Here is a 23,248-nt window from a genome sequence, read left to right as displayed (position 1 = left end):
GCCTCAGAGGCACACAGACAAGGCGCCAGCGCTGTCGCGAACACCCAGACAGCGGGGCGAAACAAACGGCGGGGATGAGCGCCGGGCCGCCAATGGCCGGACGATCATCCCCCGGGCGAGGGTCCCGGTCGGAATGGTGCACCATCCGGCGGGAACCTCCCGGGCCACCGGCCAGGCTCTGGCAGACTTTCCCTCGGGATGACTCTGTCAAGCCGGACCCGCGCCCGGTCTTCCCTGGAACGCAAGTTCCAAGGACCGTCGCCGCCTTGCCAGAGAGATGCATGCAGCGGGAATGGACGCCGAACGAGGCGCCGGAAGGAGCCACGTAAATTACTTAGACAGGTTGCTTCTGGCGCCTCGTCCGAGACAAGCATAACCCGACCCGGAGGGAGCAATCCCGACCGGCGGCGAAGCTTGGGGTTTTTGACAATTGGTTTTCCCCTCTCCCCTTGTGGGAGAGGTTACAAAATCGAGGGCTTAGCCCGGTCAGGGCTAAACCTCAGATTTTGTTGGTGAGGGGATCGGTGATGGGGGCACGACGAACGGACCCCCTCACTTGCGATTTCAGATGTTTAGGCGGCTTGCGCTCGCCTAATTCATCGAAATCGCTTTCTCCCCCACCGAGGGGAAGATGGGCCCCACGCAAGACGTTAACTGCCTACCTATTCTTCCCCGGCACCCACAGAATATCCGCCTTGCCGCCATCATTCGCATGGCGTGCCGCGACAAACAGAAAGTCCGACAGCCGGTTCACGTATTTCAGCGCCGGCTCGCCAACTTCCTCGCCATCGAAGCGCGACAGTTCCACCATGATGCGCTCAGCCCGACGCGACGTCGTGCGGGCGAGATGCAGATAGGCGGCGGCGGGCGTGCCGCCGGGGAGGATGAAGGATTTCAAGGGATCCAGCTCTGCATTCAGCTGGTCGATCTCCTTCTCGATCCGGTCGACTTGGGCCTCGATGACGCGCAGCGGCTCGTAGGAGAGCACTTCCCCGGTTTCGGGGGCGGCGAGATCCGCGCCGAGGTCGAAGAGGTCGTTCTGGATGCGCATCAACATGGCGTCGAGCTCCGGCATCTCAGCCGTATGCAGCCGGGCGATGCCGATTGCCGAATTGGTTTCGTCGATCGTGCCATAGGCGTCGACGCGCAGGTCGTGCTTCAGGCGGCGGGGGCCTGTTACCAGGGCCGTGGTGCCGTCATCGCCGGTGCGGGTGTAGATCTTGTTGAGCTTGACCATGGATTAGCGTCCCCCGCCGGTCAGCCAGAGCGTCAGCATGATCAGGGCAATCGCGATTGCCTGCAGCACGATGCGCGCCTGCATCAGCTTGTTGGATGTGTTGCCGTCGCCGCCCTTCAGCATGTTGAAGAGGCCTCTCACGAGGACAAGGGCAACGAGCCCCATGACGATGATGGCGAGGACATAGGTGAATGTGGACATAACTTGGGATGAGCCTTTGTTCGTCGCCGGTCAGTCCAGCGAGCGCATCAATCGATAGAAGAGGTCGGCCGGCAGCCAGCGCTTGAGCAGGGCCCCCTGTTTCGCCGGCTTGGTCACGAGATAATGTGGGCGGGCACGCCGGGCGGTCAAGGCGTGGGTGAGGACTTTGTAGACGGCATCCGGCCCGAGTTTGTGGCGGTTCACGGGGCCTGTGCCATCGAGTCGCGCCAGCTGCCGGTGATAGTCTTGCGCATGCACAGAGTTTTCGAGGTCGATCGCCTCGCGGATATGGTGAAGCGCATTGGCGGTGAAGCGGCTTTCGATCGGGCCGGGCTCGATCAGGCTCACCTGCACGCCGGAGCCTTCCAGCTCCATGCGCATCGTCAGCGACAGGCCCTCAAGCGCGAATTTCGAAGCCGTATAGGCGCCGCGCCAGCGATAGGGGATGATGCCGAGGATCGAGGAGCATTGCACGATGCGGCCTTCACCTTGTGCCCGCATTGCCGGGATCACCCGGCGGGTGAGGTCATGCCAGCCGAAGAGATTGGTCTCGAACTGGGTGCGGAGCGCCTCCGTCGGCAGGTCTTCCACTGCGCCCGGCTGGCCATAGGCGCCGTTGTTGAAGAGCGCGTCGAGGCGTCCGCCGGTGCGCTCGAAGACGGTCGAAACGAGCGCTTCGATGCTGGCAGAATCGGTGTAATCCATGATGAGTGTCTCGATGCCCTTGGCCTCGAGCGGGCCGAGGTCCTCCGGCTTGCGGACCGTCGCGAAGACCCGCCAGCCGTCGCGCTTCAAGGCCTCTGCACAATAGGCGCCGATGCCGGACGAACAACCGGTGACGATGATGCTCTTCACGGGGAAAACCTCGTTCTTCCTTTGCAAATGCCGATGGGTTTCCCATATTCGCCAGCAGCCTGCAATTGCCCTTAGAGGTCCGAAGGAGACCGGATGCCGACTTTCCTGCGTATGCTCTACAAGGTGGTGTTTGATGCCTTGTGGCATTTTTCCGAGGATGACGGCTGGGCGATGGCAAGCCATGTGGCTCTTTCGGCGCTGCTCGCGGTTTTTCCCTTCCTGATCTTTGGCACGGCGCTGGCAGGCTTTCTCGGCGCCGATCAGTTCGCCGAGACCGCCGTGCATCTGATCTTCGACACCTGGCCGGAGACCATCGCCAAGCCGCTGTCCGACCAGGTGGTGCAGGTTTTGACGATCCCGCGCGGCGGGCTCTTGACGATTTCTGTGTTGGCCGCGGCCTACTTCGCCTCGAACGGGGTCGAGGCGCTGCGCGTCTCGCTCAACCGCGCCTACCGTGTCGCCGAAACCCGGCCCTGGTATGTGACGCGCCTCGTCAGCTTCGGTTTCGTGCTCGGGGCGGTCGTGGTGCTGGCCGCGATCAGTGCGCTTCTCGTTGCCGTGCCCGTGGCGCTCGCTTTTGCGGAGCGTTATTTCCCTCTGCTGGAAGGCTTCCTTGCCATCGTCGCCAACTGGCGCGTCTACGGAACGGTGATCTTCCTCGTGCTTGGCCTGATGATCTTCCATCTCGGCCTGCCAGCCGGGCGCCGGCGGGTGATCGACGTCCTACCCGGCGTGCTTCTGACGCTCGCCCTCTGGCTGGTCGGTGCGCTGGTCTTCGCCTACTACATCGGCACCTTCGCCAATTATGCGGCGACCTATGCCGGCCTCGCCTCGATCATGATCGTGCTGGTGTTCCTCTATATGGTCGGCGCGATCTTCATCATCGGCGCAGAGTTCAACGCGGCGCTGATGAAGTTCCGGGTGGTTCCGGTGAAGGGCGCGCCCGCCGGGATCTCAAATCCCGACCATGGCGCGGATATCTGAAGGCGTCTTGCCCTCGGCCCTCAGTGCTGAGAGCGCGGTATCGCCGAGGCTCTTGGAGAGCTTTCTCCCATCGGGCCCCAGGATCAGTCGGTGGTGGTGATAGATCGGTGCCGGCAGGCCAAGCAGCACCTGCAGCAGCCGGTGCACAGAGGTTGCGTGATAGAGATCCAGACCGCGCACGACATGGGTCACCCCTTGCGCGGCATCGTCCACGGTGACGGCGAGGTGATAGCTTGCCGGCGCATCGGAACGCCAGAGCACCACATCGCCCCAGGCGGCCGGGTCCGCCTCGATCTCGCCTCGCGGTCCGTCCCCGGTTTCCTGCCAGGTGAGCAGCCTTTCCACCATGCTCTGAGCCCTGTCGATGTCGAGCCGCCAGGCGTAGCGCTCGACGGTCGCGAGCCTTTCCGCCCGGTCCGCCTCGCTCATCGCGCGCTCCTCAGTCGGGTAAAGCGGCGCGCCATCAGGATCGCGCGGCCAGGTGCCGCCCTCTCGCTCATAAGCGAAGACACGGGCCTTCACCTCGCCACGGGTGAGGAATGCGGGGTAGACGAGGCCTTTGGCCTTCAGGCGGTCGAGGGCCTGGCGATAGAGCGGAAAATGCTCCGACTGGCGGCGAACCGGCTGCTCGAAGGAGATCCCGAGCCAATCGAGGTCGTCGAAGACGGCCTGCTCAAGCTGGGGCGTGCAACGGGTGAGGTCAATGTCTTCGATGCGCAGCAAAAGCCGACCGCCCATTTTTTCGGCCATATCAGCGTTCAAAAGGGCCGAGAGCGCATGGCCGAGATGCAGCCGCCCGTTGGGGCTCGGGGCAAAGCGAAAGACGGGGGCATCGTGGCCCACGGTTTGACGAGAGGGTTCGGTCATGCTTTTCCTTCGCATGAGAGTGGAATGAGGAAAAGGGGACGGGTTTGACGACGATCCGATGCGAGGCTGATCTCGCTGCGGGGCTTTCCCTTTTGCTTCAACGCGATCCCAGGCTCTGTCCGATCGCGGAGGTGTGCAGCCCGCTGCCGCTCCGGCTCTCGGCACCGGGCTTTGCGGGGCTCGCCTCGATCATCGTTTCGCAGATGGTGTCGCGGGCCAGTGCCGACGCGATCTGGCGGCGGATGACGGCGGTGCTGGGCAATCGACCATTGGCGGAAGACTATCTGGCGCTTGGGCCCGAACTGATCGGCACCTTCGGTCTGTCACGCGGCAAGGCGCAGGCGCTCGAAGCAGCCGCCAAAGCCGATCTCGGCGGCCCCTTCCGCCTCGACGAAGTGGCCGAGATGCCGGCGGACGCTGCGATCGCGGCGCTGACAGGCCTTAAAGGTGTCGGCCCCTGGACGGCCGAGGTCTACCTGATGTTCTGCGGCGGCCATCCCGACATTTTCCCGGTTGGAGATGTGGCGCTGCGCATCTCCGTGGGCGATGTTTTCTTTGCCGGCGAACGCCCCTTGCCGGAGCAGGTCGCCGAGCTTGCCGAAGCCTGGGCGCCGGTGCGATCGGTCGCGGCACGGCTGTTCTGGGCCCATTATGCGCGCATCACGGGCCGCGTTGCGCTGCCCCGTTGAGGGGCGCGCCGAGAGGTCGCAACACGGCCTAAAGATTCAGGCTTCACAATGCTGTAACAACGGACCTAATATAGAAGGGCAGATGCCGAATCGATCAGGAGTTAGCCTTGACGATTGCAGTTTCTCCCCAGGCCCTGCCGGCGCTCGTCCTGAATGCCGACTACCGGCCACTGAGTTATTATCCCTTGTCGCTCTGGTCCTGGCAGGACGCGATCAAGGCGGTCTTCCTCGACCGTGTGAACATCATCGCCGAGTATGAACACTCCGTCTGCTCGCCGAGTTTCTCGATGCGGCTGCCGAGCGTTGTCAGCCTCAAGACCTATGTTCAACCGACGCGGAATCCGGCCTTTACCCGCTTCAATGTCTTCCTGCGCGACAAGTTCGAGTGCCAGTATTGCGGCTCGCCCGACGATCTGACCTTCGACCACGTTATCCCGCGCGCCCATGGCGGCGAGACGACCTGGGAGAACGTGGTCGCGGCCTGCTCGCCATGCAATCTGCGCAAGGGATCGAAGCTACCGAAGCAGGCGCAGATGTTCCCGCACCAGAAGCCGTACCGGCCAACGGTGCAGGACCTGCACAACAATGGACGGCTCTTCCCGCCGAACTACCTGCATGAAAGCTGGGTGGACTATCTCTACTGGGACACCGAACTGCAGCCGTAAGGCCGCAGCTTGATCTCCGTTGGCGGCGCCTGTCCGGGCAGCCGCTCTCTCCTCAGACGGTGGGCTTGCGCAGCGCGCCCCAGAGCGCGATGGCGGCAAGGGCTGCACTGGTCAGCACGTTCCAGCCTGCGAAGGACAGGCCGAGCACGCGAAGCGTCGCCTCGGTGCAGGACGGCGCCTTGGTGGCGTTCAGCGCCTCCAACACGTTGACGGGCGTATCGCCACCGGTTGCGCCGATCGTGCAGGTCGAGGGACCCTCCCAGAACTTCCACTCGACACCGGAATGGTAGATGCCAAGGCCCATGCCGACGATCATCAAGAGCGCGACCGTGATCAGCAGGACCTTGGTGACGATTGGCGGTAGGCGGAAGACGGCGGACAGCACGGCCAGGAAGCCGACGCCAATGCCGATGTAATACGGATTGCGCTGCATCAGGCAGAGTGCGCAAGGGATATAGCCGCCGATATGCTCGAAGCCCAGAGCCGAGCCGACGACGATCGCCATGCCGAAGGTGACGAGAACGGCCGCCGAGCGGTCGGGGTGGCGATTGAGAATTGCGAGCATCGGATAGGGCCTGCAGCTGATTTCCACGTCGCCGGCACGAGCGCCGGACAGGCCGGGTTCTATTGCGTTTGCCAAGGCGTGTAAATCACCGGTGGCTTGTGCGGTGGCCGCACGTCTGCGTGATGACGCATCGGGCAACAGCTTGACGGGTTTTTCGCATTTTCGAGCGGTGTTGCGGTCGGTGTGCTGAAAACTGGCCCGTCGGGTTCAAGTCAGACGTCGTCTAAAGCAACTTCAACTGTGCCGAAAAACGGGTGCCGTCGCTGCCATCCAGCGTATAGCTGCCGTCGAGTTGCCGAAGAGAGCCTTCCATGAGTTTCGTTCCGGTGCCCCTCGATGCAGCCGCCGGGTCGAAGCCGATGCCGTTGTCCGCTATCGTCAGCGATGCCATGTCGTCGGTCTCTTCCCCGTGAAGACCGATCTCGATTCTGCCGTTTTCATGGGTCTCGAATGCGTATTTGAGACTGTTGCTGACGACCTCGTTGACGAGGAGGGCGAGGGCTGTCGCCCGGTCGTTGGACACGCACAAAGGGGCGAGGTCGAAGTCGACCTGCACGCGGCTGCCATAGGCTCCGATCACGTTTTCGGTGACGCGGCGGACCAGTTGGGCGGCATCGAGAGCAGCATAGGCATCGTGCTGGTAGATCAGTTCGTGGACTGCGACCATGGCCTTGATGCGGTCCGTCAGCGCCTGCGACTGCTCTCCCGGCTTCAGATGAATGCGGATCAGGGACATGACGGACTGAAGATTGTTCTTCACCCGGTGATGGATTTCCCGCAGCAGAAGTTCGTTCTTGTCCAGTGCGTTTTGGAGTGCAGCTGACTGAGCATCCTGGATGCGCAGCAGACTCCTGATGCGAAATGCCGCTCCGATCGATCCGAGGCAGGCAAGGGCGGTCACCACCACCAAAATCTCGATGTTGTGCCAGAAGGGCCTCATGAGCAGATCCAAGTCTGCTGCAGCGACGGCGACGAAGGGCGTGCCTTCCACCTTTCTGTAGCCGACGATCCGCTGCACACCATCGAGCGGTGATGCCTCAGCCATATAGGTGCCTGTCGGCGCACGCTTGAGATAGTCCGTAAACAGGACATAGCCGCTCATGTCGAGACCGGCTTCGGGCTTGGGGTAGCGCGCAACCAGTTGCCCATCATCTCGGATGAAGCTGACCGCGAAATTTCCACCGAGATTGACCGCTTCCCAGATCGGCTTCATCAACTCTGTCGAGAGCGACACGGTGACGACACCCGCAAAAATCCCTGCCTTTTCGAACCGACGGCTGAAGACGAATATCTGGTCGCCGCTGAGGCGGCTGATCAGGAGGGAGGAGACATAGTCCTCACGGCCGGCCTCGAGCGCCTTGAAGTATTCGCGATCCCGGATGTCGATTGGCTTCAGACCGGGGTCGGTGGAATACAACGTCCGTCCGTCGGCGGCGACCACATAGGCCTGGACCGCTCCCGGCAGTCCCTGGAGAGCCGCCCGGATGTCTTGCACCTCGCCGACCTGCGGAGGTGCCCGGCCGCTTTCCACGAAATCAACGAGCCGCCCCGTTGCCTGGGCTCCAAACTCGTAGATCCATTTTGCGTGGGTTGCGACGACAAGGCTGGACGTGGAGACGCGGTCTTCCGCGGCTTTGACCGTCGCGTGGTACGACTGAAATGCCCAGGAGGACGCCAACGCGATGAAGCCGGCCCACGCCACCACGATTGCCATGACGACGAATTTCTGGGCTTTGCCAGGTGCGTATCGCTCCATAAATGATCCCGGCCCTGCGGTGCGGCTCATCGTCGAGCCTGCCGCGAATTTACCCCTGAAGTCATAAAGGGTAGGGCATGCTGAAGGTCCTATCAACCCAAGATGAGCAATGACTTGCTTATACAGCGGGTTGGCAATCACGCGTGCCGCATAAGTCCGTCAAATCGGAGAGATTTCGCTGGAAGAAATGGTGCCCCATGCCGGAATCGAACCAGCACTCCTTTCGGAACTCGATTTTGAGTCGAGCGCGTCTACCAGTTCCGCCAATGGGGCACGGTCTGGATAAGCGCGACTTACCATGGGGCGCGGCGGGCTTGCAAGGGGTGCTGGGTTATCAATCCTGCTTCTCGTGTGGAGCCCCGTCGCTCCCGGAATCGACGATCACTGTGCCGATGCCATCCAGCCTGAGGATCTTCAGTCCCGCCTCTTCAAAGGCCTGGGTGAGCTGGGCGGAGGTCGCCCGGTGAATGTCATGATGGCAGCCCTCGAAGTCGCGGATCGTGCTGCGAGAGACGCCGGATCGCTCGGCGAGGTCGGTCTGCGTCCAGTCTAGAAAGCCACGGCCCGCGCGGCATAGCGCCGGCGTCAGCAGTTTTGCCTTTGGCACTTGAAGATCCTCAAAATCTGACCATATTGGTTACTATTGCCATATATAGTCAATTATCCCAGATAAATCCAGAGAGGGGGCCGAATGCCGCACGACACTCCTTTGATTTCCACCATCGTGGCGGGCCTCGTGCTTGCCTTCGCCTTCGGCTTCATCGCCAACCGACTGAAGCTTCCGCCCCTGGTGGGATATCTGTTTGCCGGCATTCTCGTCGGGCCGTATACGCCCGGGTTTGTGGCCGATCAGTCGCTCGCCCCACAACTTGCCGAAATCGGCGTCATCCTGCTGATGTTCGGGGTCGGTCTGCATTTTTCGCTCAAGGACCTGCTCTCGGTGCGCGCCATAGCAATTCCGGGCGCGGTGGTTCAGATCGCGTTTGCTACTCTGCTCGGGCTCGGACTGTCGCAACTCATGGGGTGGTCGCTCGGCGGCGGATTCGTGTTCGGCCTCGCGCTTTCGGTTGCCTCGACGGTGGTTCTTCTGAAGGCGTTGCAGGAGCGGCGTCTCGTTGAGAGCGAGCGCGGCAAAATCGCGGTCGGCTGGCTGATCGTCGAGGATCTCGCGATGGTGCTGGCGCTTGTCCTGATCCCGGCCTTCGCCAGTGTCGGCGACGCCGGCCATGGCAGCGATCCGCTGGCAGCTGCGATCACCACCATGCTTGGCGTCGAGGTCGGAATCGTCGGCATCATCCTGCTGACATTGTTCAAGGTCGCCCTGTTCGTCGCGCTGATGCTTGTTGTCGGCCGGCGGGTCATTCCATGGATTCTGCACTCCATCGCCCATCGCGGTTCGCGCGAATTGTTCCGGCTCGGCGTGCTGGCGATTGCCCTCGGTGTCGCGTTCGGTGCGGCCAAACTATTCGGTGTCTCGCTCGCGCTCGGTGCCTTTTTTGCCGGCATGATCCTCTCGGAAAGCGAGCTTTCGCATCAGGCGGCCCAGGAAAGCCTGCCGCTGCGTGATGCCTTTGCGGTCCTGTTCTTTGTTTCCGTCGGGATGCTGTTCAATCCGCATATCATCGTCACCGAGCCGCTGCCGTTGCTTGCGACGGTCTTCATCATCCTGATCGGCAAATCGATCGCGGCCTTTGCGATCGTGATTGCATTCCGCCACCGTGGCGGAACGGCGCTGACGATTTCGGCCAGCCTGGCCCAGATCGGCGAATTCTCGTTCATCCTTGCCGAACTTGGTGTCGGTTTGAACTTGCTGCCGGAAGAGGGGCGTGACCTGATCCTGGCCGGGGCGATCATATCCATCGTTCTCAATCCGCTGATGTTCTATCTCGCAGACCGACTGGTCGGGCCGGTGGAGGCACGGACTGTGAGGCCCGAAAGGCCTGGGGCACCCGCCACAGAAGGGCCTGTCGAGCGAAGCATGGCGGCGGCTTCCATTGCCTCCGGAGACGAGGCAAATGGTGATGCGGCGCGCTTCACTTCCGCTGGCGAGGCCGGCCAAGTGGCCGTTAGCGACCTTGAGGACCATGTGGTGGTCGTCGGTTATGGTCGGGTGGGCAGCATCGTCACCGAGCATCTTCAGTCGTACAAGATTCCGTTCCTGGTGATCGAAGATGCCGAAAGCCGCGTCTCGGTACTGGTCGAGAAGGGTATCGAGGTTGTTGTCGGAAATGCCACCGGCAAGGCCGTGCTGGATCTTGCCAATCTCGACCGCGCGCGCGGACTGGTGGTAGCCATCCCCAACGGTTTCGAGGCGGGCAGCATCGTCGATCAGGCCCGGCGGGCCTATCCCGGTCTCCTGGTTCTGGGCCGGGCCCATACGGATGCCGAAATCGAGCATCTCACCAAACTCGGAGCCGATACCGTAATCATGGGCGAACGCGAGATCGCGAAGGGCATGCTTGTGGCGCTTGGCGAAGCCGCGGGTGTCGACCTTCCAGATGCGACAGCCGGTGGAAGGGCAACCTAAAGACGGCTGGAGGTGATCGCCTAGCGTGTTGAAGCGTCTCTCCCGGAATGCTAGGGAAAGACCGATCCGCATGCGCAGTCGTGTGGGGCGACCCGGCCTGTCGTCGGGGCGATTTCACATCCACGGAAAGCAAGACGCATGACAACCTCGGCCAAGAAGATCCGCATTCCCCAGCCCGTCAAGCAGGTTGTCGTGGATGCGGCGCTGTTGCCGAAGGCGCCGGCCCAGCCCGTTGCCGCCAAGGGCAAGCGCAAGGCTAAGGCTGCAGCACCTGTGATTGCGAGCCCGGCCGCTGCCGTCGACGGCAAGGCCAAGGTCAACATCGTTGCGCCCGTCGCGCCGCAGGTGGCCGCCATGCGGCATAAACTGAAGCAGCAGTCGGTGCAGTCGCAGATCGCTCGCGTCGATGCCGCGATCGAGGCGGGAACGGTTTCGTCTGCGGATGCCAAGGCACTCGTGCTGGCGCTCGCGATGAAACGCCTTGGCTCAAAGGAAACGGCCGAGAAGTGGTATCGTAGCCAGCATCTCGAAGCCTTTGGCGGCCGCACACCGGCCCAGATGGTTCGGGGTGGCGAATTGAAGGCGCTCGTTGCGCTGATGCGTGCGGAAGCGGCCCAGAACAAGGGCTGATATTCGGCGCGGCATGGTTCGCCTTGCTCGCTCTGCCGACCAAATCGCTTTCCGGACGTCGCGTCCATTCCGCTGCGGTCTTCCTGCGAGGCGTCAGGTTTGCGTGTGATTTACGCTGATTTCAGCCCGTCATTGTGCATCTGCGAGATGAATGTTAGCAGAGACAGCATGACGATCCGGATACTCAGCCATGCTGCTTGAGCCGCGCGATACTTTCGAGGCGCTTCGCCGAGATTTCCGTTGGGAGATCCCTGCCGATTTCAACATCGGGCGGGTGGTGTCCGACGACTGGGCCGCCAAGGCGCCCGAGCGCATCTGCCTTCAACATTTCTCGCCAGACGGCGACCATCTCTCGATGACCTATGGCGCGCTTGCGGCGCAGTCCTCGGCGCTTGCGCATGGATTGACGGAACTCGGTGTCGTTCCCGGAGATCGTGTGGCGCTTCTACTCCCGCAATGCTTCGAGACTGTGATCGCGCATGTCGCGATCTACAAGATGGGTGCGATTGCGCTGCCGCTTGCGCTGCTTTTCGGCGAAGAAGCGCTGGAATACCGGCTCCGCGATGCAGGCGCCAAGGTCATCGTGACCAATGGTTTTGGTCTTGCGAGACTGAAGACGCTGCGGGCCCGCCTGCCAGCGCTGCAGAAGGTGATTTCGGTCGAGGGTGCCGGGCCTGATGTCATCGGCTTCCATGCGATGATCGAGGGCAGGCCTGATGTTTTCGAGATCGCCGAAAGCGGCCCGGATACGCCGGCACTGATGATTTATACGTCCGGCACAACAGGGCCGCCGAAGGGCGCGCTCCATGGTCATCGCGTTCTGGCTGGCCATATTCCCGGGTTTCAGCTGGCGCATGACTACCTGCCGCAGCCTGATGACAAGGTCTGGACGCCGTCTGACTGGGCCTGGGCAGGAGGACTGCTGAACGCGCTTCTGCCGGCGCTGATGCTTGGCGTGCCGGTGGTTTCCTCGCCGGCGCAGAAATTCGATCCGCATATGGCATTCCGGATCATGTCCGAGATGAAGGTGCGCAATGCCTTCATCCCGCCGACGGCGCTCCGGCTGCTGAAGGCCGTCGAGAAGCCGCGTGAGGCTTACGACCTCGTGTTGCGCAGCATCGGCTCTGCGGGGGAGTCTCTGGGGCGCGAGACTTATGAATGGCTGAAGTCGGCACTCGGTATCGTGCCGAACGAGTTCTATGGGCAGACGGAGTGCAATTTCGTGCTGTCGTCAGCCGCCCATCTCGGCGTCACCAAGGGTGGCTTCATCGGCAAGGCAGTGCCGGGGCACGAGGTCGCGATCATCGATGCTGACGGTCGGGAAATGCCTGTTGGCGAGACGGGGCAGGTGGCCATCCGCCGGCCGGATCCGGTGATGTTTCTGGGCTACTGGAATAACGCCAAGGCGACGGCGGACAAGTTTGTTGGCGACTGGATGAAGACGGGTGATCTCGGTCGGCAGGATGAGGAAGGCTATGTGCAGTTCTTCGGCCGCGACGACGATGTGATCACCTCTTCCGGCTATCGCATCGGCCCGACCGAGATCGAGGATTGCCTGATTGGCCATCCGGCAGTGCGGCTGGCAGCCGTCATCGGCAAGCCCGACACGCTGAGGACGGAGATCGTCAAGGCCTTCGTCGTGCTGCAGGACGGTTTCGCCGGCAATCCGGCGCTCGCAGCCGAGATCCGCGACTGGGTGAAGAACCGGTTGTCGATGCATGAGTATCCGCGCGAGATCGAATTCGTGGCGGAGCTGCCGCTGACAACGAGCGGCAAGGTGATCCGCAGGCTGCTTAGGGACCAGGAGATTGCCAGGGCCAGCTGATCGGTTGGGATGACAGGCCCGTCGGTCCGGATGCCGATCAGTTGCCGAAGCGGCGGTTCAGGACCTTGTCGCGCAGGATGCGGGCGATGTTGCGGGTGTTGCGATACATATGCAGCTGCGCACCGACCTGTCGGACGTCGCGGTCGGCGTTTGATTTGAGGCCGATCACCAGGGTGCCCATGGCTTCGCGTTCCTTCCAGAAGCGGCTCATGATCGGATGGTCAGGCACGGCGCAGCTGTCGGTGCGCACGATGTTGGCGTCGTCGAGATGCCATTCGGTGAGGTCGGCCATCAGAAGCTTGCCGGGCGAGAAGCGGGCATAGGTCTCGTCGAACGCAGTCTTCCAGGTGTAGGCCTCGCCGGCCATGATGAAGACGACCATCGAGGCGATCGCGCGCCCGTCAAGGTCGAGCGTGTGAATACGCACGGCGTCAGCTTCGGCCAGATTGGTGATCGCCTCGCGGGCGAAGGCTGCGCGCAGGCGGTCGTTGACCATGGCGGAGCGCTTGCGCCCCTTCCAGCCGCTTGCTTCCAGGGCCAGGAATTCCTCCATCCGGAAGCGGATTTCTTCCGGCTGGCGGGCAACGTTGTAGGTCACCGATCCCTGTTCGGAGAGCAGCCGGAACTGGCGACGCATCTCGCGCAGGTGGTTCTTGTTGAGCGCCGCGCGCAGATAGTTCGGTCCGTCGTCGAAGCTCTGCAGCATCGGCCGCTGGTATTCGTTGGTGAGCGTCAGCGGCAGATCGCGGGCGAGCGCCACGGCGCGGGCGAGCTGTGCGAAGCGGCCTTCAAGGCGAAGGTCCGGAATGACAAGCAGGCTCGGCAGGCGGGCTTCGGGACGGCCGAGCGCCTCCAGCAGGTTGTCGATCGTCTCGGCGGCACCTTCGGCATCGACCAGCGGCGTGCCGAGCGGGCCAAAGGGGTTTGCCCAGGCGCGAATGATCGAGGGACCGACCGAGAAGCCCGGCTTTTCGATCGAGAAGGGGAAGAGCAGGCGCAGGCGCGAGCGGCGCTCGTCCTCGTCGCGGATGACGGCAAAGCGGACCTGACGCTCTTCAAGGCGCGGCATGGCGGGCGCGAGGAAACGCGGGGCGAAGAAGACATTCGCCTCCATCACGCGGTAGGTCAGGTATTCGAGCTCGTCCTGGAGTTCATAGCCCATCTGGCCGGGATAGACGCTGAGACGACGACCCGGGCGACCGACGGACACTTCCATTTCCGCAATCGGGGCTGCGGGAGCGCCTGCGAGACTGCCGACCAACCGGTTGGCGTCGCTGTTCATGCTCTCGTTGTAGATGCGTTCGGTCATGGGCGGACGGCCTCCGTGCGGGGCGTCAGGGCATGCGGATCGGCAAAGGCGAAGACGACGATGCCGAGCGCGCGGCGGACCGCGACATGCAGGAGAAGGGCCTCGATGGTCATGGCGGCGGCCGTGGCGGTGGCGGCGCCTGCGAGACCCCAGGCGGGGATCAGCGTGATGTTAAGAGCAATATTGCTGGCGAGGGCGACGGCATAGACGGCGACACACAGCTGCTGGCGGCCGGCCATGGTGAGCAGCATTTCAGCGGGGCCGACAAGCGCCTTGGCCATGTTGCCGGCAAAGAGGATGACCATCAGGACGTAGCCTGCGGTGAAGGCAGAGCCGAAAAGCCCGAGCAGCAACTGGCCCAACATCAGGACGACGGCACCAACGGCGAGCGAGGGCCAGAATGTCCAGCGCGCGGCGGTGCCGGCGAAGCCGGCGAGGCCATGGCGATCATCGGCGGCCATCAGGGCGGAGAAGCGCGGGGTGGCGCCTGCCTTGACGGCGAAGAAGACGAATTGCACCAGCGCCATGGTCTTGGCGGCGGCGAAATAGATGCCGACTTGGTCCGGTGGCAGATAGAGGCCGACGACGATGACATCGGAATTGGTGAGCAGGAAGCCGAAGCCTTCGATGAGGAAGATCGGCAGGGCGACCTTGATCCAGGCGGCAAAATCGATCGTGCGCGCGCCGCGGTCGTAGCGGTTCAGGAGGCGGCGGTCGACGAGCAGGAACTGGCCAAGCGTCGTGACATAGGTGGCGGCGAGGGCTGCCTGCATGGCCGTCACGGCGGTAGCCGGTGCGCCCCAATAGACGGCCAGAAGCATGAAGACGAGAATCAGGCTCGGGCGGATGATGTAAGTGGGGCTCAGGCCAAGGACTGCCCAGCGATTGGCGCGCGCGGTGCCATCCAGCACGTCGCCGAGCGCGATCATCGGCAGCGCGAAGACGGCGAGGAAGAGCGGCACGAGGTAATAATGCTCGATGCTATCAACGAACAGATGCAGGACCGAGATGCCTGACAGGGCGAGGATGCTGGCGCTCGTCATGGCAAAGAGGCGTGCCGTCGAGGTCAGCCCGCGGATTTCGGCCTTGGCGTGGTCGAGATCATATTGCGGCAGGAAACGGATGACTGCGGTCGGAAAGCCGAGGGAGGAGAAGCTGCCGGCCAGCACGACCAGAACCCAGACGAAGACGAAGATGCCGTATTCGAACTCGCCCATCAGGCGGGCCTGGATGATCTGCGAGAGGAAGGCGATGGCGGCACTGACGATGCGGATGGCGAAGGCGATGGCAGCCATGCGCTGGGCACGGGCCGTCTCGTCGTCAGCCAAGAGCGCACGGACCAGACGCGGGCCCGCGGGCAACCATTTTTCCGCTGTTTCCAGAACAGTCATCGGTACGGACGCAATACTTCTCGCTGGGTCGGGTATGGCCTCCAGTGATGACAGATCAGGGTTAACGAAGTGTGGTGATGCTGCCTTGCGGGCGGCCGCCATCCCGGGTCTTGCCGGACATCGGCACGCCGTTGAAGAGGAAAAGCGCCAGCGCCGAGCGGCGGATCAGGCGGTGGGCAGCATAGGACAGCACCGAGGTCACCAGGCAGACGAGCAGGAACTCTACCAGGGGTGGCCAGGTGGTGAGCAGGAAGAGCGTCGCAAGCGCATAGATGATCGGATGATGGAGGAGGTAGATGCTGAAGGAGGCATCGACGATCCGGTCGATGCGCGGATCCGGGCGGTTCCAGAAGCGCTCGGCGATGCCGATGACCACAAGGCTCATGAGGACGGCAGCCGCACCATCGACGGCGTTATAGGCGAGTTCGACGCCGGTCGTATCGCGCCCGCGCAACAGGGAGGCGGCGATGGCGGTGATGACGGCCAGGGCCGGGAGTGTCCGACCCTTTTTCCAGACGAATGCCCCCCGCAGCTCGGCAACTGATCTCAAGGCGACGCCGATCAGGAAGAAGGGGAGATAGCGCAGATAGGGATCGATGCCATGGGCTAGCAGGTAGGACAGGGTGCCATCCCGCGCGAGCATGGTCTGGTGGGCGAGGTGGACGAAAACCTCCCATGCCATGACGATGAGCGTGAGCAGCGCGAGTGCCGTGCGGGGATGGGCGAGGGTGGTCTGGCGAATGCGCTGGACTAGCCCTGCCAGCGGTAGCTGCCGCAGCGGGTGCCAGACGAGGACGAGAAGGGTGCTGTAGGCCAGCAGTGCCGGCAGGAACCAGAGATGCATGATCCAGCTGAAGCCAGGATGGGTGACATCCCGGGCCGCCTGATCAAGCGCTGATGTCATCGACATCGTGCCGGTGAGCGCTTGGTTGATGTCGACCAGGGCGATCTGCAAAGGGGCCAGCAGGGCAAGGCCTGTCAGGAAGGGGACGCCGAGCCGCACGAAGCGGCCGCGCAGCCAGGAACCTGCAGCTCTTCGCTCCAGCATCATGGCGGCAAAATAGCCGGCGACGATGAAGAAGGCCGGCATGCGGAAGGTGACGAAGACGCCACTCAGGAAGGTGAGAAACTCGCTCTTGTCGGGCGACTGGATGTCCCAGAGGACACGGGCATTGTAGGCCATGGCGGCGTGATAGGGGATGCCGAGAAGCATCAGGAATGCGCGCAGCGAATCCCAGTGATGTTCCCGTGCTGCACCAGCCGACATCCCGATCCTCCAAAGGAAAGGGGAACCGGGCCGGGTGGCGCGGTTCCCCTCTTTCATCGGAGGCTGACAGCGAAAGGTTGAAAAAACCTCAAGCCTGAAGGCTGAAAGATCAGGCTTCCAGCGCGCCGTGGCAGTGCTTGTACTTCTTGCCGGAGCCGCAGGGGCAGGGCTCATTGCGACCGACCGTGCCCCAGCTCTTTGGATCCTGCGGGTTGCGATCCTGCGGCGGCACCTGGGCGCCTTCGGCAAAATCGTCCTCGCCGGTGGTGGCGTCGAGGTGATGGCCTTCCATCGGCGGCGGGGTCGGGGCCGGCGGGGGATCGCGCACCAGCTCGACGCGCGACATCTGCATGGTCACGGCATCGCGCAGGTTGGCGAGCAGGGCCTGGAAGAGTTCGAAGGCTTCCGCCTTGTATTCCTGCAGCGGATCGCGCTGGGCATAGCCGCGGAAACCGACGACCGAGCGCAGGTGGTCGAGGTTGACGATGTGCTCGCGCCAGAGATTGTCGATGGTCTGCAGAACGACGGAGCGTTCGACATAGGCCATCAGCTCGGCGCCGAAGCGCTCGGCCTTGTCTGCGGCGGCCTTGTCTGCGGCTTCCATGATGCGGTTGTAGATGTCGTCTTCCGCGATGCCTTCTTCCGCCGCCCAGACGTCGACCGGCAGGTCGAGGTTGAGCGTGGTCGCGACCTTCTGCTTGAGGCCGGCGACATCCCACTGTTCGGCATAGGCGTTCGGGGGAACGTGGATGGCGACCATGGTCTCGATGACTTCGTGGCGCATATCGGTGACGGTTGCGGACACGTCGGTCGCGTCCATCAGCTCGATGCGCTGTTCGAAGATCACCTTGCGCTGGTCGTTGATGACGTCATCATACTTCAGGAGGTTCTTGCGGATGTCGAAGTTGCGGGCTTCGACCTTCTTCTGGGCGCGTTCGAGCGCCTTGTTGATCCACGGATGGACGATGGCTTCGCCGTCCTTCAGACCGAGCTTTGTCAGCATGCCGTCCATGCGGTCGGAGCCGAAGATGCGCATCAGGTCGTCCTGGAGCGACAGGTAGAACTTCGAGCGGCCCGGGTCGCCCTGACGGCCGGAACGACCGCGCAGCTGGTTGTCGATACGGCGGCTTTCGTGGCGTTCCGTGGCGATGACATAGAGGCCACCGGCTTCGAGCGCCTTCTGCTTCAGGGCGGCGATTTCAGCCTTGATAGCATCGGCCTTGGCATCACGCTCCGGACCCGGCTCCATCTCGGCCAGTTCGTGCTCGAGGCGCATGTCGAGGTTGCCGCCGAGCTGAATGTCGGTACCGCGGCCCGCCATGTTGGTGGCGATGGTCACGGCGCCGGGAACGCCGGCCTGGGACACGATATAGGCTTCCTGCTCGTGGTAGCGGGCGTTCAGGACCTTGAAGTCCTTGAAGCCGGACTGGCTGAGCATGTTAGCCAGAAGCTCGGACTTTTCGATCGAGGTGGTGCCGACGAGAACCGGCTGGTTGCGCTCGTTGGCGGCCTTGATCTCCTCGATGATCGCCTTGAACTTTTCCTCGAAGGTCCGGTAGACCTCGTCGTCTTCGTCGATACGCTTGATCGGCAGGTTGGTCGGGACTTCGACCACTTCGAGGCCGTAGATATTGGCGAATTCTTCCGCTTCGGTCGCAGCCGTACCGGTCATGCCGGCCAGCTTCTTGTACATACGGAAGTAGTTCTGGAAGGTGATCGAGGCGAGCGTCTGGTTCTCGGGCTGGATCTGGACCTTTTCCTTGGCTTCGAGCGCCTGGTGCTGGCCTTCCGAGTAACGACGGCCCGGCATCATGCGGCCGGTGAACTCGTCGATGATGACGATCTCGTTGTTGCGGACGATGTAGTCCTTGTCGCGCTGGAAGAGCTTGTGGGCCTTCAGTGCGTTGTTGATGTGGTGGACGATCGCGACGTTTTCGACGTCGTAAAGGCTTTCACCCTTCAGGAGACCGGCTGCACGCAGCAGGTTTTCCAGCTTTTCGGTGCCGACTTCGGAGAAGTTGGCCGAACGCTGCTTCTCATCGATTTCGTAGTCTTCGTCCGACAGCAGCGGGATGTAGGCGTCGATCGTGTTGTAGAGATCGGAGCGGTCGTCGAGCGGGCCGGAGATGATCAGCGGCGTGCGGGCTTCGTCGACCAAGATCGAGTCGACTTCGTCGACGATCGCGAAGTTGTGGCCGCGCTGGACCATCTGGCCGCGCTCATACTTCATGTTGTCGCGCAGATAGTCGAAGCCGAGTTCGTTGTTCGTCGCGTAGGTGATGTCGCAGGCATAGGCCGCGCGGCGCTCGTCGTCGGAGAGGCCGTGGACGATGACGCCGGTGGTGAGGCCGAGGAAGCCATACATCTTGGCCATGGTGGCGGCGTCGCGGCGGGCGAGGTAGTCGTTGACGGTGACGACGTGCACGCCCTTGCCGGAGAGCGCGTTCAGGTAGACGGCGAGCGTCGCAACGAGCGTCTTGCCTTCACCGGTCTTCATTTCAGCGATGGAATTGTCGTTGAGGATCATCGCGCCGATCAGCTGTACGTCAAAAGGACGCATGCCGAGCGCACGACGGGCGCCTTCGCGGGCAACGGCGAAGGCGGGAACGAGGATGTCGTCCAGCGTCTTGCCGGCGGCCAGTTCTGCCCGGAACTCGGCCGTCTTGGCGGCGAGCTGTTCATCGCTCAGCGCCTTCACCTTTTCCTCAAGGGCTGCGATCTGAGCGACGCGCGGGTTATAGGATTTTACGCGACGCTCGTTCGACGAGCCGAAGATTTTGCGCGCAAGTCCACCAAGACTGACCATATCGATGGTCCTTTCTGACCTTCGTCATATCGTTGACGTACCTTTCGGACCACCATTAGAGCGGTCGAATAGGCACAATGCGTCCTGAAACTACTCTGGACGCGAGGTTGCGTGACAGATAAGAGGGGGGTCGAATGATGTCAACGGCGCAGGCCAGTCGCAAATCCCCTCGATCGCCGGGCATCTGACAATATTTTGCCCGATTCGAACGGTCTTGAAACGGTTCACCATCCGAAAGGTCTTTCATGCTTCGCCTCAATAAAATCGTGCTCGCCGCCTGCGTTTCCCTCTCGGCCCTCTATGGCGCGGCTTCCGCGCAGGATGCGACCGTGGTCGCCAAGGTTGGTGATCTGGAGATCACCCAGTCCGAACTCGATCTGGCAGTTGCCAATCTCGACCCGCAGCTGGCCCAGCTTCCCGACGAGCAGAAAAAGGTCGCAGCCCTTTCCGGCGCCATCGACGTGAAGCTGCTTGCCGCCAACGCGACCGCTGCCGGCCTGCAGGACGATGCAGACTACAAGCGCCGTATGGCTTTCATCGCCGAGCGCGAACTGCACAACGCCTTCTTCAAGAAGAACGTCGTCGACGCCGTCACCGAAGATGAAGTGAAGGCCCGTTACGAAAAGGAAATCGCAGCCCTTCCGAAGCAGGAAGAAGTGCGCGCCCGTCACATCCTGGTGAAGACCGAGGAAGAGGCCAAGCAGATCATCACCGATCTCGACGCCGGCAAGGACTTCATCGAAATCGCCAAGGAAAAGTCGACGGACCCGAACAAGACCGAAGGCGGCGACCTCGGCTACTTCACCAAGGGCCGCATGGTTCCGGAATTCGAAGAGGCAGCCTTCGCACTCGAAAAGGGCGCCTACACGAAGACCCCGGTCCAGACGCAGTTCGGCTTCCACGTCATTCGTCTGGAAGACAAGCGCGACGCCCCGCCGCCGGCTTTTGAAGCCGTCGAGCAGCAGGTGCGCCAGCTCGTAATGCGCGACAAGTATCTCGCCATCATCGAGAAGGCCAAGAGCGAGCAGAAGATCGAGATCGTCGACGAAGCGCTCCGCAAAGGCTATGACGAGGCAAACAAGGCAGAGCAGCAGCAGTAAGCTGCTCCTTCATCAGTATTTCTTTCAAGGCCCGCAGTTTGCGGGCCTTCCATTACGGGCCGCTCCATGTCTTCCAGCATTTCTCCTCTCGCTCCGAAAACCTATGCCGACATGCCTGTCATCCGTGGAGTGCGGATGGCGACGGCTGCCGCTGGTATCAAGTACAAGAACCGCACCGACGTGCTGTTGATGGCCTTCGATCAGCCGGCGTCCGTCGCGGGTGTGTTCACCAAGTCGAGGTGCCCTTCGGCGCCGGTGGATTTTTGCCGACAGAATCTCGCGCATGGCGTGGCGCGCGGCGTCGTCGTCAATTCCGGCAATGCCAATGCCTTTACGGGCGTGAAGGGCAAGGCTGCGACCGAACTGACTGCCAAGTCGGCGGCTGAGGCGCTGGGCTGCGGTGAAAACGAGATCTATCTCGCCTCGACCGGCGTCATCGGCGAGCCGCTGGATGCGACGAAGTTTTCCGGCGTGCTGGACCAGATGGCGGAGGACGCGACCGGTGACTTCTGGTTCGAGGCCGCCAAGGCGATCATGACTACGGATACCTATCCGAAGGTCGCGACGCGCAGCGCCACGATCGATGGCGTCACGGTCACGATCAACGGAATTGCCAAGGGTGCCGGCATGATCGCGCCTGACATGGCGACGATGCTCTCCTTCGTGGTGACGGATGCCAATATCGCGCCAGCTGCCCTGCAGGGTCTGCTGTCTGCAGGCGTCGAGCCGAGCTTTAATTCGATCACGGTCGACAGCGATACCTCGACCTCCGACACGCTTATGCTGTTTGCGACGGGTGCTGCGACGGCCGACGGCCAGGCGAAGATCGAAGATGCTGATGATGCACGGCTTGAGGGTTTCAAGGCGGCGCTGAACGACCTTCTCAAGGATCTGGCGCTGCAGGTCGTGCGTGATGGTGAGGGCGCGCGCAAGATGGTGGAGATCACCGTCAAGGGTGCCGAGAACGATCTCGCGGCCAAGAAAATTGCCCTTTCCATTGCCAATTCGCCGCTGGTGAAGACGGCCGTTGCCGGCGAGGATGCCAATTGGGGCCGTATCGTCATGGCGGTCGGCAAGTCGGGCGAGATGGCCGATCGCGATCGTCTGGCGATCTGGTTCGGCGATGTGCGCGTAGCCGTCAATGGTGAGCGCGATCCGTCCTATTCGGAAGAGGCAACCACGGCGGTGATGGAACGGGAAGACATTCCTGTTACCGTGGATATCGGTCTTGGTTCCGGCACCGCGACGGTGTGGACCTGCGACCTGACCAAGGAATATGTCGCCATCAATGGCGACTATCGGAGCTGACGTCTGTATGCATGCAATGGTGAGTGATCCCAACCTGCCGCTCGTCCGGCGTCTCGAAGCGGTGGGTTTCCGGGCCTGGCCGGCCAGCAGCGTCGTCTATGACGGAAGCTGGCAGGTGCGTCTGACCGGTGGGCATCCGGGCAAGCGGCTGAATTGCATCGTGCCGCTCGATCCTTCCGACAGCCGCGACATCGCGATCCGTATCGAGAAGGCCGGAAAGCGCTTCGAGGCACACGGGCGTCCGCTCCTGGTGCGCCAGACGCCGCTTTCGCCGAAGCCGCTGATCGACTTCCTCGCGGCCGAGGGCTGGGAGCGTTTCGAGGAAGTGGTGACGATGACTGCCGACCTCGGTGGCATGACCTTCCCCGATACGCTCGATCATCTGCCGACGCAGGATGTCGGGCGCTATGTGGACGCCGATATCGTCGTGCATGGCAGCGATCCGGCCCTCAAGCCGGCGCTCGCGGAGGTCATCACCGGCATCAAGCCGCCGTCAGGGCTGTTCGTTATCGAGGATGCCGCCGAGGGCGCGCTTGCGGTCGCACTTTGCGTCCAGGACAATGATCTTGCCGGCATCATGTCGCTTGCGGTCAGGGCTGATCGCCGGCGGCAGGGGCTCGGCATTGAGATCCTGAGCTCGGCACTTCGCTGGTCACGCATGCGCGGTGCACGCACGACCTGGCTGCAGGTGGTCGCCGAGAATGCGGAGGCGCTTGAGCTCTACCGCAAGATGGGCTTCGAGGAAGTCTATCGCTATGCCTATTGGCGGAAGGCTTCCCGATGACCGAGGGAAAGAAGCCTATTCTCCTGGTCGCGGCCTGTGCGCTTGTGGATGCCGACAACCGGATCCTGCTTGCGCAGCGCCCCGAGGGCAAGTCGCTCGCGGGGCTCTGGGAGTTTCCCGGTGGCAAGGTCGAAGCCGGCGAGACGCCCGAGGAGACACTGGTGCGCGAGCTTGAGGAAGAGCTCGGCATTCAGACCAAGGTTGCCTGCCTGGCACCGCTGACCTTTGCCAGCCATACCTACGAGACCTTCCACCTGCTGATGCCGCTTTATATCTGCCGGCGCTATGAGGGCATTCCGCAGGGGCGGGAAGGCCAGGCAATCAAGTGGGTCAAGGCGAAGGCCCTGCGCGACTATCCGATGCCGCCGGCGGACGAGCCGCTCATTCCCGTTCTGCAGGACCTTCTGTGAGACCTCGCTGATTTTAGCGCCGTCGTTAATCAAAAGTTTATACCCCGCACCGCAATATACCCTCTGTTCATA

Annotated in this window: 21 protein-coding genes and 1 tRNA gene; 10 read left to right on the top strand and 12 right to left on the bottom strand. The window is 62.5% G+C overall.

The annotated features are described in order from the left end of the window. Window positions 1-658: 658 nt before the first annotated feature. The 3 genes from C0V73_RS15395 to C0V73_RS15385 are packed head-to-tail and all read right to left on the bottom strand — an operon-like array spanning window position 659 to window position 2,293. Window positions 659-1,237, bottom strand: a complete 579-nt coding sequence (locus C0V73_RS15395; RefSeq protein ID WP_102020897.1) for a cob(I)yrinic acid a,c-diamide adenosyltransferase — start codon at window positions 1,235-1,237, stop codon at window positions 659-661. Between the two features lie 3 nt (window positions 1,238-1,240). Further along, window positions 1,241-1,438 carry a twin transmembrane helix small protein gene (locus C0V73_RS15390; RefSeq protein WP_076396652.1) on the bottom strand — a complete coding sequence of 66 codons (198 nt, stop codon included), beginning with the start codon at window positions 1,436-1,438 and terminating at the stop codon, window positions 1,241-1,243. A 30-nt stretch (window positions 1,439-1,468) separates the two neighbouring features. Beyond that, on the bottom strand, window positions 1,469-2,293 hold the full coding sequence (locus C0V73_RS15385; protein ID WP_102020896.1) for an SDR family oxidoreductase: 825 nt from the start codon (window positions 2,291-2,293) through the stop codon (window positions 1,469-1,471). A gap of 93 nt (window positions 2,294-2,386) precedes the next feature. On the opposite strand from C0V73_RS15385, the gene C0V73_RS15380 reads away from it, so the two are divergent. Next, entirely contained in the window at window positions 2,387-3,277 is an 891-nt protein-coding gene (locus C0V73_RS15380; protein ID WP_102020895.1) for a YihY/virulence factor BrkB family protein, read from the top strand. Here C0V73_RS15380 and gluQRS read toward each other — a convergent pair. Continuing rightward, complete coding sequence (gluQRS, locus tag C0V73_RS15375) at window positions 3,248-4,159, bottom strand: tRNA glutamyl-Q(34) synthetase GluQRS (RefSeq protein ID WP_172450194.1); 912 nt, start codon at window positions 4,157-4,159, stop codon at window positions 3,248-3,250. The two genes, C0V73_RS15380 and gluQRS, sit on opposite strands and share 30 nt — an antisense overlap. Before the next feature lie 29 nt (window positions 4,160-4,188). On the opposite strand from gluQRS, the gene C0V73_RS15370 reads away from it, so the two are divergent. Together C0V73_RS15370 and C0V73_RS15365 are read left to right on the top strand one after the other, a co-directional pair. Beyond that, entirely contained in the window at window positions 4,189-4,833 is a 645-nt protein-coding gene (locus C0V73_RS15370; RefSeq protein ID WP_102020893.1) for a DNA-3-methyladenine glycosylase, read from the top strand. Window positions 4,834-4,940: 107 nt separating this feature from the next. Further along, window positions 4,941-5,498, top strand: a complete 558-nt coding sequence (locus C0V73_RS15365; protein ID WP_062282563.1) for an HNH endonuclease — start codon at window positions 4,941-4,943, stop codon at window positions 5,496-5,498. 52 nt (window positions 5,499-5,550) lie between these two features. Here C0V73_RS15365 and C0V73_RS15360 read toward each other — a convergent pair whose 3' ends face one another. The 4 genes from C0V73_RS15360 to C0V73_RS15345 form a co-directional block, all read right to left on the bottom strand. Then, a complete protein-coding gene (locus tag C0V73_RS15360; RefSeq protein ID WP_102020892.1) occupies window positions 5,551-6,063 on the bottom strand; it encodes a disulfide bond formation protein B in 513 nt (170 codons plus the stop codon). A gap of 223 nt (window positions 6,064-6,286) precedes the next feature. Then, on the bottom strand, window positions 6,287-7,819 hold the full coding sequence (locus C0V73_RS15355; protein ID WP_172450192.1) for a histidine kinase dimerization/phosphoacceptor domain -containing protein: 1,533 nt from the start codon (window positions 7,817-7,819) through the stop codon (window positions 6,287-6,289). Between the two features lie 188 nt (window positions 7,820-8,007). Next, window positions 8,008-8,092, bottom strand: a tRNA-Leu gene (locus C0V73_RS15350). 61 nt (window positions 8,093-8,153) lie between these two features. Then, window positions 8,154-8,426 (bottom strand): helix-turn-helix domain-containing protein, encoded by a 273-nt coding sequence (locus tag C0V73_RS15345; protein WP_102020890.1) that lies wholly within the window; start codon window positions 8,424-8,426, stop codon window positions 8,154-8,156. A gap of 84 nt (window positions 8,427-8,510) precedes the next feature. On the opposite strand from C0V73_RS15345, the gene C0V73_RS15340 reads away from it, so the two are divergent. The 3 genes from C0V73_RS15340 (at window position 8,511) to C0V73_RS15330 (ending at window position 12,801) form a co-directional block, all read left to right on the top strand. Next, window positions 8,511-10,346: a cation:proton antiporter gene (locus C0V73_RS15340; protein WP_102020889.1), complete on the top strand. Its 1,836-nt coding sequence runs from the start codon at window positions 8,511-8,513 to the stop codon at window positions 10,344-10,346. Window positions 10,347-10,484: 138 nt separating this feature from the next. After that, the gene (locus tag C0V73_RS15335; protein ID WP_102020888.1) at window positions 10,485-10,976 is read left to right on the top strand and encodes a hypothetical protein; all 492 of its coding nucleotides are present in this window, start codon (window positions 10,485-10,487) and stop codon (window positions 10,974-10,976) included. A 190-nt stretch (window positions 10,977-11,166) separates the two neighbouring features. Continuing rightward, window positions 11,167-12,801 carry an AMP-binding protein gene (locus C0V73_RS15330; RefSeq protein WP_102020887.1) on the top strand — a complete coding sequence of 545 codons (1,635 nt, stop codon included), beginning with the start codon at window positions 11,167-11,169 and terminating at the stop codon, window positions 12,799-12,801. Window positions 12,802-12,838: 37 nt separating this feature from the next. Here the strand turns inward: C0V73_RS15330 and C0V73_RS15325 are convergent, their stop codons facing one another. From C0V73_RS15325 to secA, 4 genes are all read right to left on the bottom strand, one after another. Continuing rightward, complete coding sequence (locus tag C0V73_RS15325) at window positions 12,839-14,110, bottom strand: GNAT family N-acetyltransferase (RefSeq protein ID WP_102020886.1); 1,272 nt, start codon at window positions 14,108-14,110, stop codon at window positions 12,839-12,841. Further along, entirely contained in the window at window positions 14,107-15,501 is a 1,395-nt protein-coding gene (locus C0V73_RS15320; protein WP_102020885.1) for a lipopolysaccharide biosynthesis protein, read from the bottom strand. Before C0V73_RS15320 ends, C0V73_RS15325 begins: the two co-directional genes overlap by 4 nt. A gap of 61 nt (window positions 15,502-15,562) precedes the next feature. Continuing rightward, window positions 15,563-16,768, bottom strand: coding sequence for an acyltransferase family protein (locus tag C0V73_RS15315; protein ID WP_172450191.1), 1,206 nt, complete (start codon window positions 16,766-16,768; stop codon window positions 15,563-15,565). 109 nt (window positions 16,769-16,877) lie between these two features. Beyond that, window positions 16,878-19,574: a preprotein translocase subunit SecA gene (gene secA, locus C0V73_RS15310; RefSeq protein ID WP_102020883.1), complete on the bottom strand. Its 2,697-nt coding sequence runs from the start codon at window positions 19,572-19,574 to the stop codon at window positions 16,878-16,880. A gap of 245 nt (window positions 19,575-19,819) precedes the next feature. On the opposite strand from secA, the gene C0V73_RS15305 reads away from it, so the two are divergent. The 4 genes from C0V73_RS15305 (at window position 19,820) to mutT (ending at window position 23,176) form a co-directional block, all read left to right on the top strand. Beyond that, window positions 19,820-20,674 (top strand): peptidylprolyl isomerase, encoded by an 855-nt coding sequence (locus C0V73_RS15305; protein WP_102020882.1) that lies wholly within the window; start codon window positions 19,820-19,822, stop codon window positions 20,672-20,674. Between the two features lie 66 nt (window positions 20,675-20,740). Further along, on the top strand, window positions 20,741-21,982 hold the full coding sequence (gene argJ / locus C0V73_RS15300; RefSeq protein ID WP_102020881.1) for a bifunctional glutamate N-acetyltransferase/amino-acid acetyltransferase ArgJ: 1,242 nt from the start codon (window positions 20,741-20,743) through the stop codon (window positions 21,980-21,982). Continuing rightward, the gene (locus C0V73_RS15295) at window positions 21,963-22,766 is read left to right on the top strand and encodes a GNAT family N-acetyltransferase (protein ID WP_102020880.1); all 804 of its coding nucleotides are present in this window, start codon (window positions 21,963-21,965) and stop codon (window positions 22,764-22,766) included. The genes argJ and C0V73_RS15295 overlap by 20 nt, the downstream gene beginning before the upstream one ends. Continuing rightward, window positions 22,763-23,176, top strand: a complete 414-nt coding sequence (mutT, locus tag C0V73_RS15290) for an 8-oxo-dGTP diphosphatase MutT (protein ID WP_102020879.1) — start codon at window positions 22,763-22,765, stop codon at window positions 23,174-23,176. The genes C0V73_RS15295 and mutT overlap by 4 nt, the downstream gene beginning before the upstream one ends. Window positions 23,177-23,248 lie beyond the last annotated feature (72 nt).

This window comes from Rhizobium sp. TH135 (assembly GCF_002855515.1).
Lineage (GTDB): Bacteria > Pseudomonadota > Alphaproteobacteria > Rhizobiales > Rhizobiaceae > Allorhizobium.
The sequence above is the reverse complement of the archived record's forward strand: the minus strand, read 5'-3'. Positions and strand labels throughout refer to the sequence as shown.

Excerpts from the sequence above, each read along its gene's own strand:
- C0V73_RS15395 (WP_102020897.1), bottom strand. The coding sequence starts at position 1,237 with ATGGTCAAGCTCAACAAGATCTACACCCGCACCGGCGATGACGGCACC.
- C0V73_RS15390 (WP_076396652.1), bottom strand. The coding sequence starts at position 1,438 with ATGTCCACATTCACCTATGTCCTCGCCATCATCGTCATGGGGCTCGTT.
- C0V73_RS15380 (WP_102020895.1), top strand. The coding sequence starts at position 2,387 with ATGCCGACTTTCCTGCGTATGCTCTACAAGGTGGTGTTTGATGCCTTG.
- gluQRS (WP_172450194.1), bottom strand. The coding sequence starts at position 4,159 with ATGCGAAGGAAAAGCATGACCGAACCCTCTCGTCAAACCGTGGGCCAC.
- C0V73_RS15360 (WP_102020892.1), bottom strand. The coding sequence starts at position 6,063 with ATGCTCGCAATTCTCAATCGCCACCCCGACCGCTCGGCGGCCGTTCTC.
- C0V73_RS15355 (WP_172450192.1), bottom strand. The coding sequence starts at position 7,819 with ATGGAGCGATACGCACCTGGCAAAGCCCAGAAATTCGTCGTCATGGCA.
- C0V73_RS15340 (WP_102020889.1), top strand. The coding sequence starts at position 8,511 with ATGCCGCACGACACTCCTTTGATTTCCACCATCGTGGCGGGCCTCGTG.
- C0V73_RS15335 (WP_102020888.1), top strand. The coding sequence starts at position 10,485 with ATGACAACCTCGGCCAAGAAGATCCGCATTCCCCAGCCCGTCAAGCAG.
- C0V73_RS15330 (WP_102020887.1), top strand. The coding sequence starts at position 11,167 with ATGCTGCTTGAGCCGCGCGATACTTTCGAGGCGCTTCGCCGAGATTTC.
- C0V73_RS15325 (WP_102020886.1), bottom strand. The coding sequence starts at position 14,110 with ATGACCGAACGCATCTACAACGAGAGCATGAACAGCGACGCCAACCGG.
- C0V73_RS15320 (WP_102020885.1), bottom strand. The coding sequence starts at position 15,501 with ATGACTGTTCTGGAAACAGCGGAAAAATGGTTGCCCGCGGGCCCGCGT.
- C0V73_RS15315 (WP_172450191.1), bottom strand. The coding sequence starts at position 16,768 with ATGTCGGCTGGTGCAGCACGGGAACATCACTGGGATTCGCTGCGCGCA.
- secA (WP_102020883.1), bottom strand. The coding sequence starts at position 19,574 with ATGGTCAGTCTTGGTGGACTTGCGCGCAAAATCTTCGGCTCGTCGAAC.
- C0V73_RS15305 (WP_102020882.1), top strand. The coding sequence starts at position 19,820 with ATGCTTCGCCTCAATAAAATCGTGCTCGCCGCCTGCGTTTCCCTCTCG.
- argJ (WP_102020881.1), top strand. The coding sequence starts at position 20,741 with ATGTCTTCCAGCATTTCTCCTCTCGCTCCGAAAACCTATGCCGACATG.
- C0V73_RS15295 (WP_102020880.1), top strand. The coding sequence starts at position 21,963 with ATGGCGACTATCGGAGCTGACGTCTGTATGCATGCAATGGTGAGTGAT.
- mutT (WP_102020879.1), top strand. The coding sequence starts at position 22,763 with ATGACCGAGGGAAAGAAGCCTATTCTCCTGGTCGCGGCCTGTGCGCTT.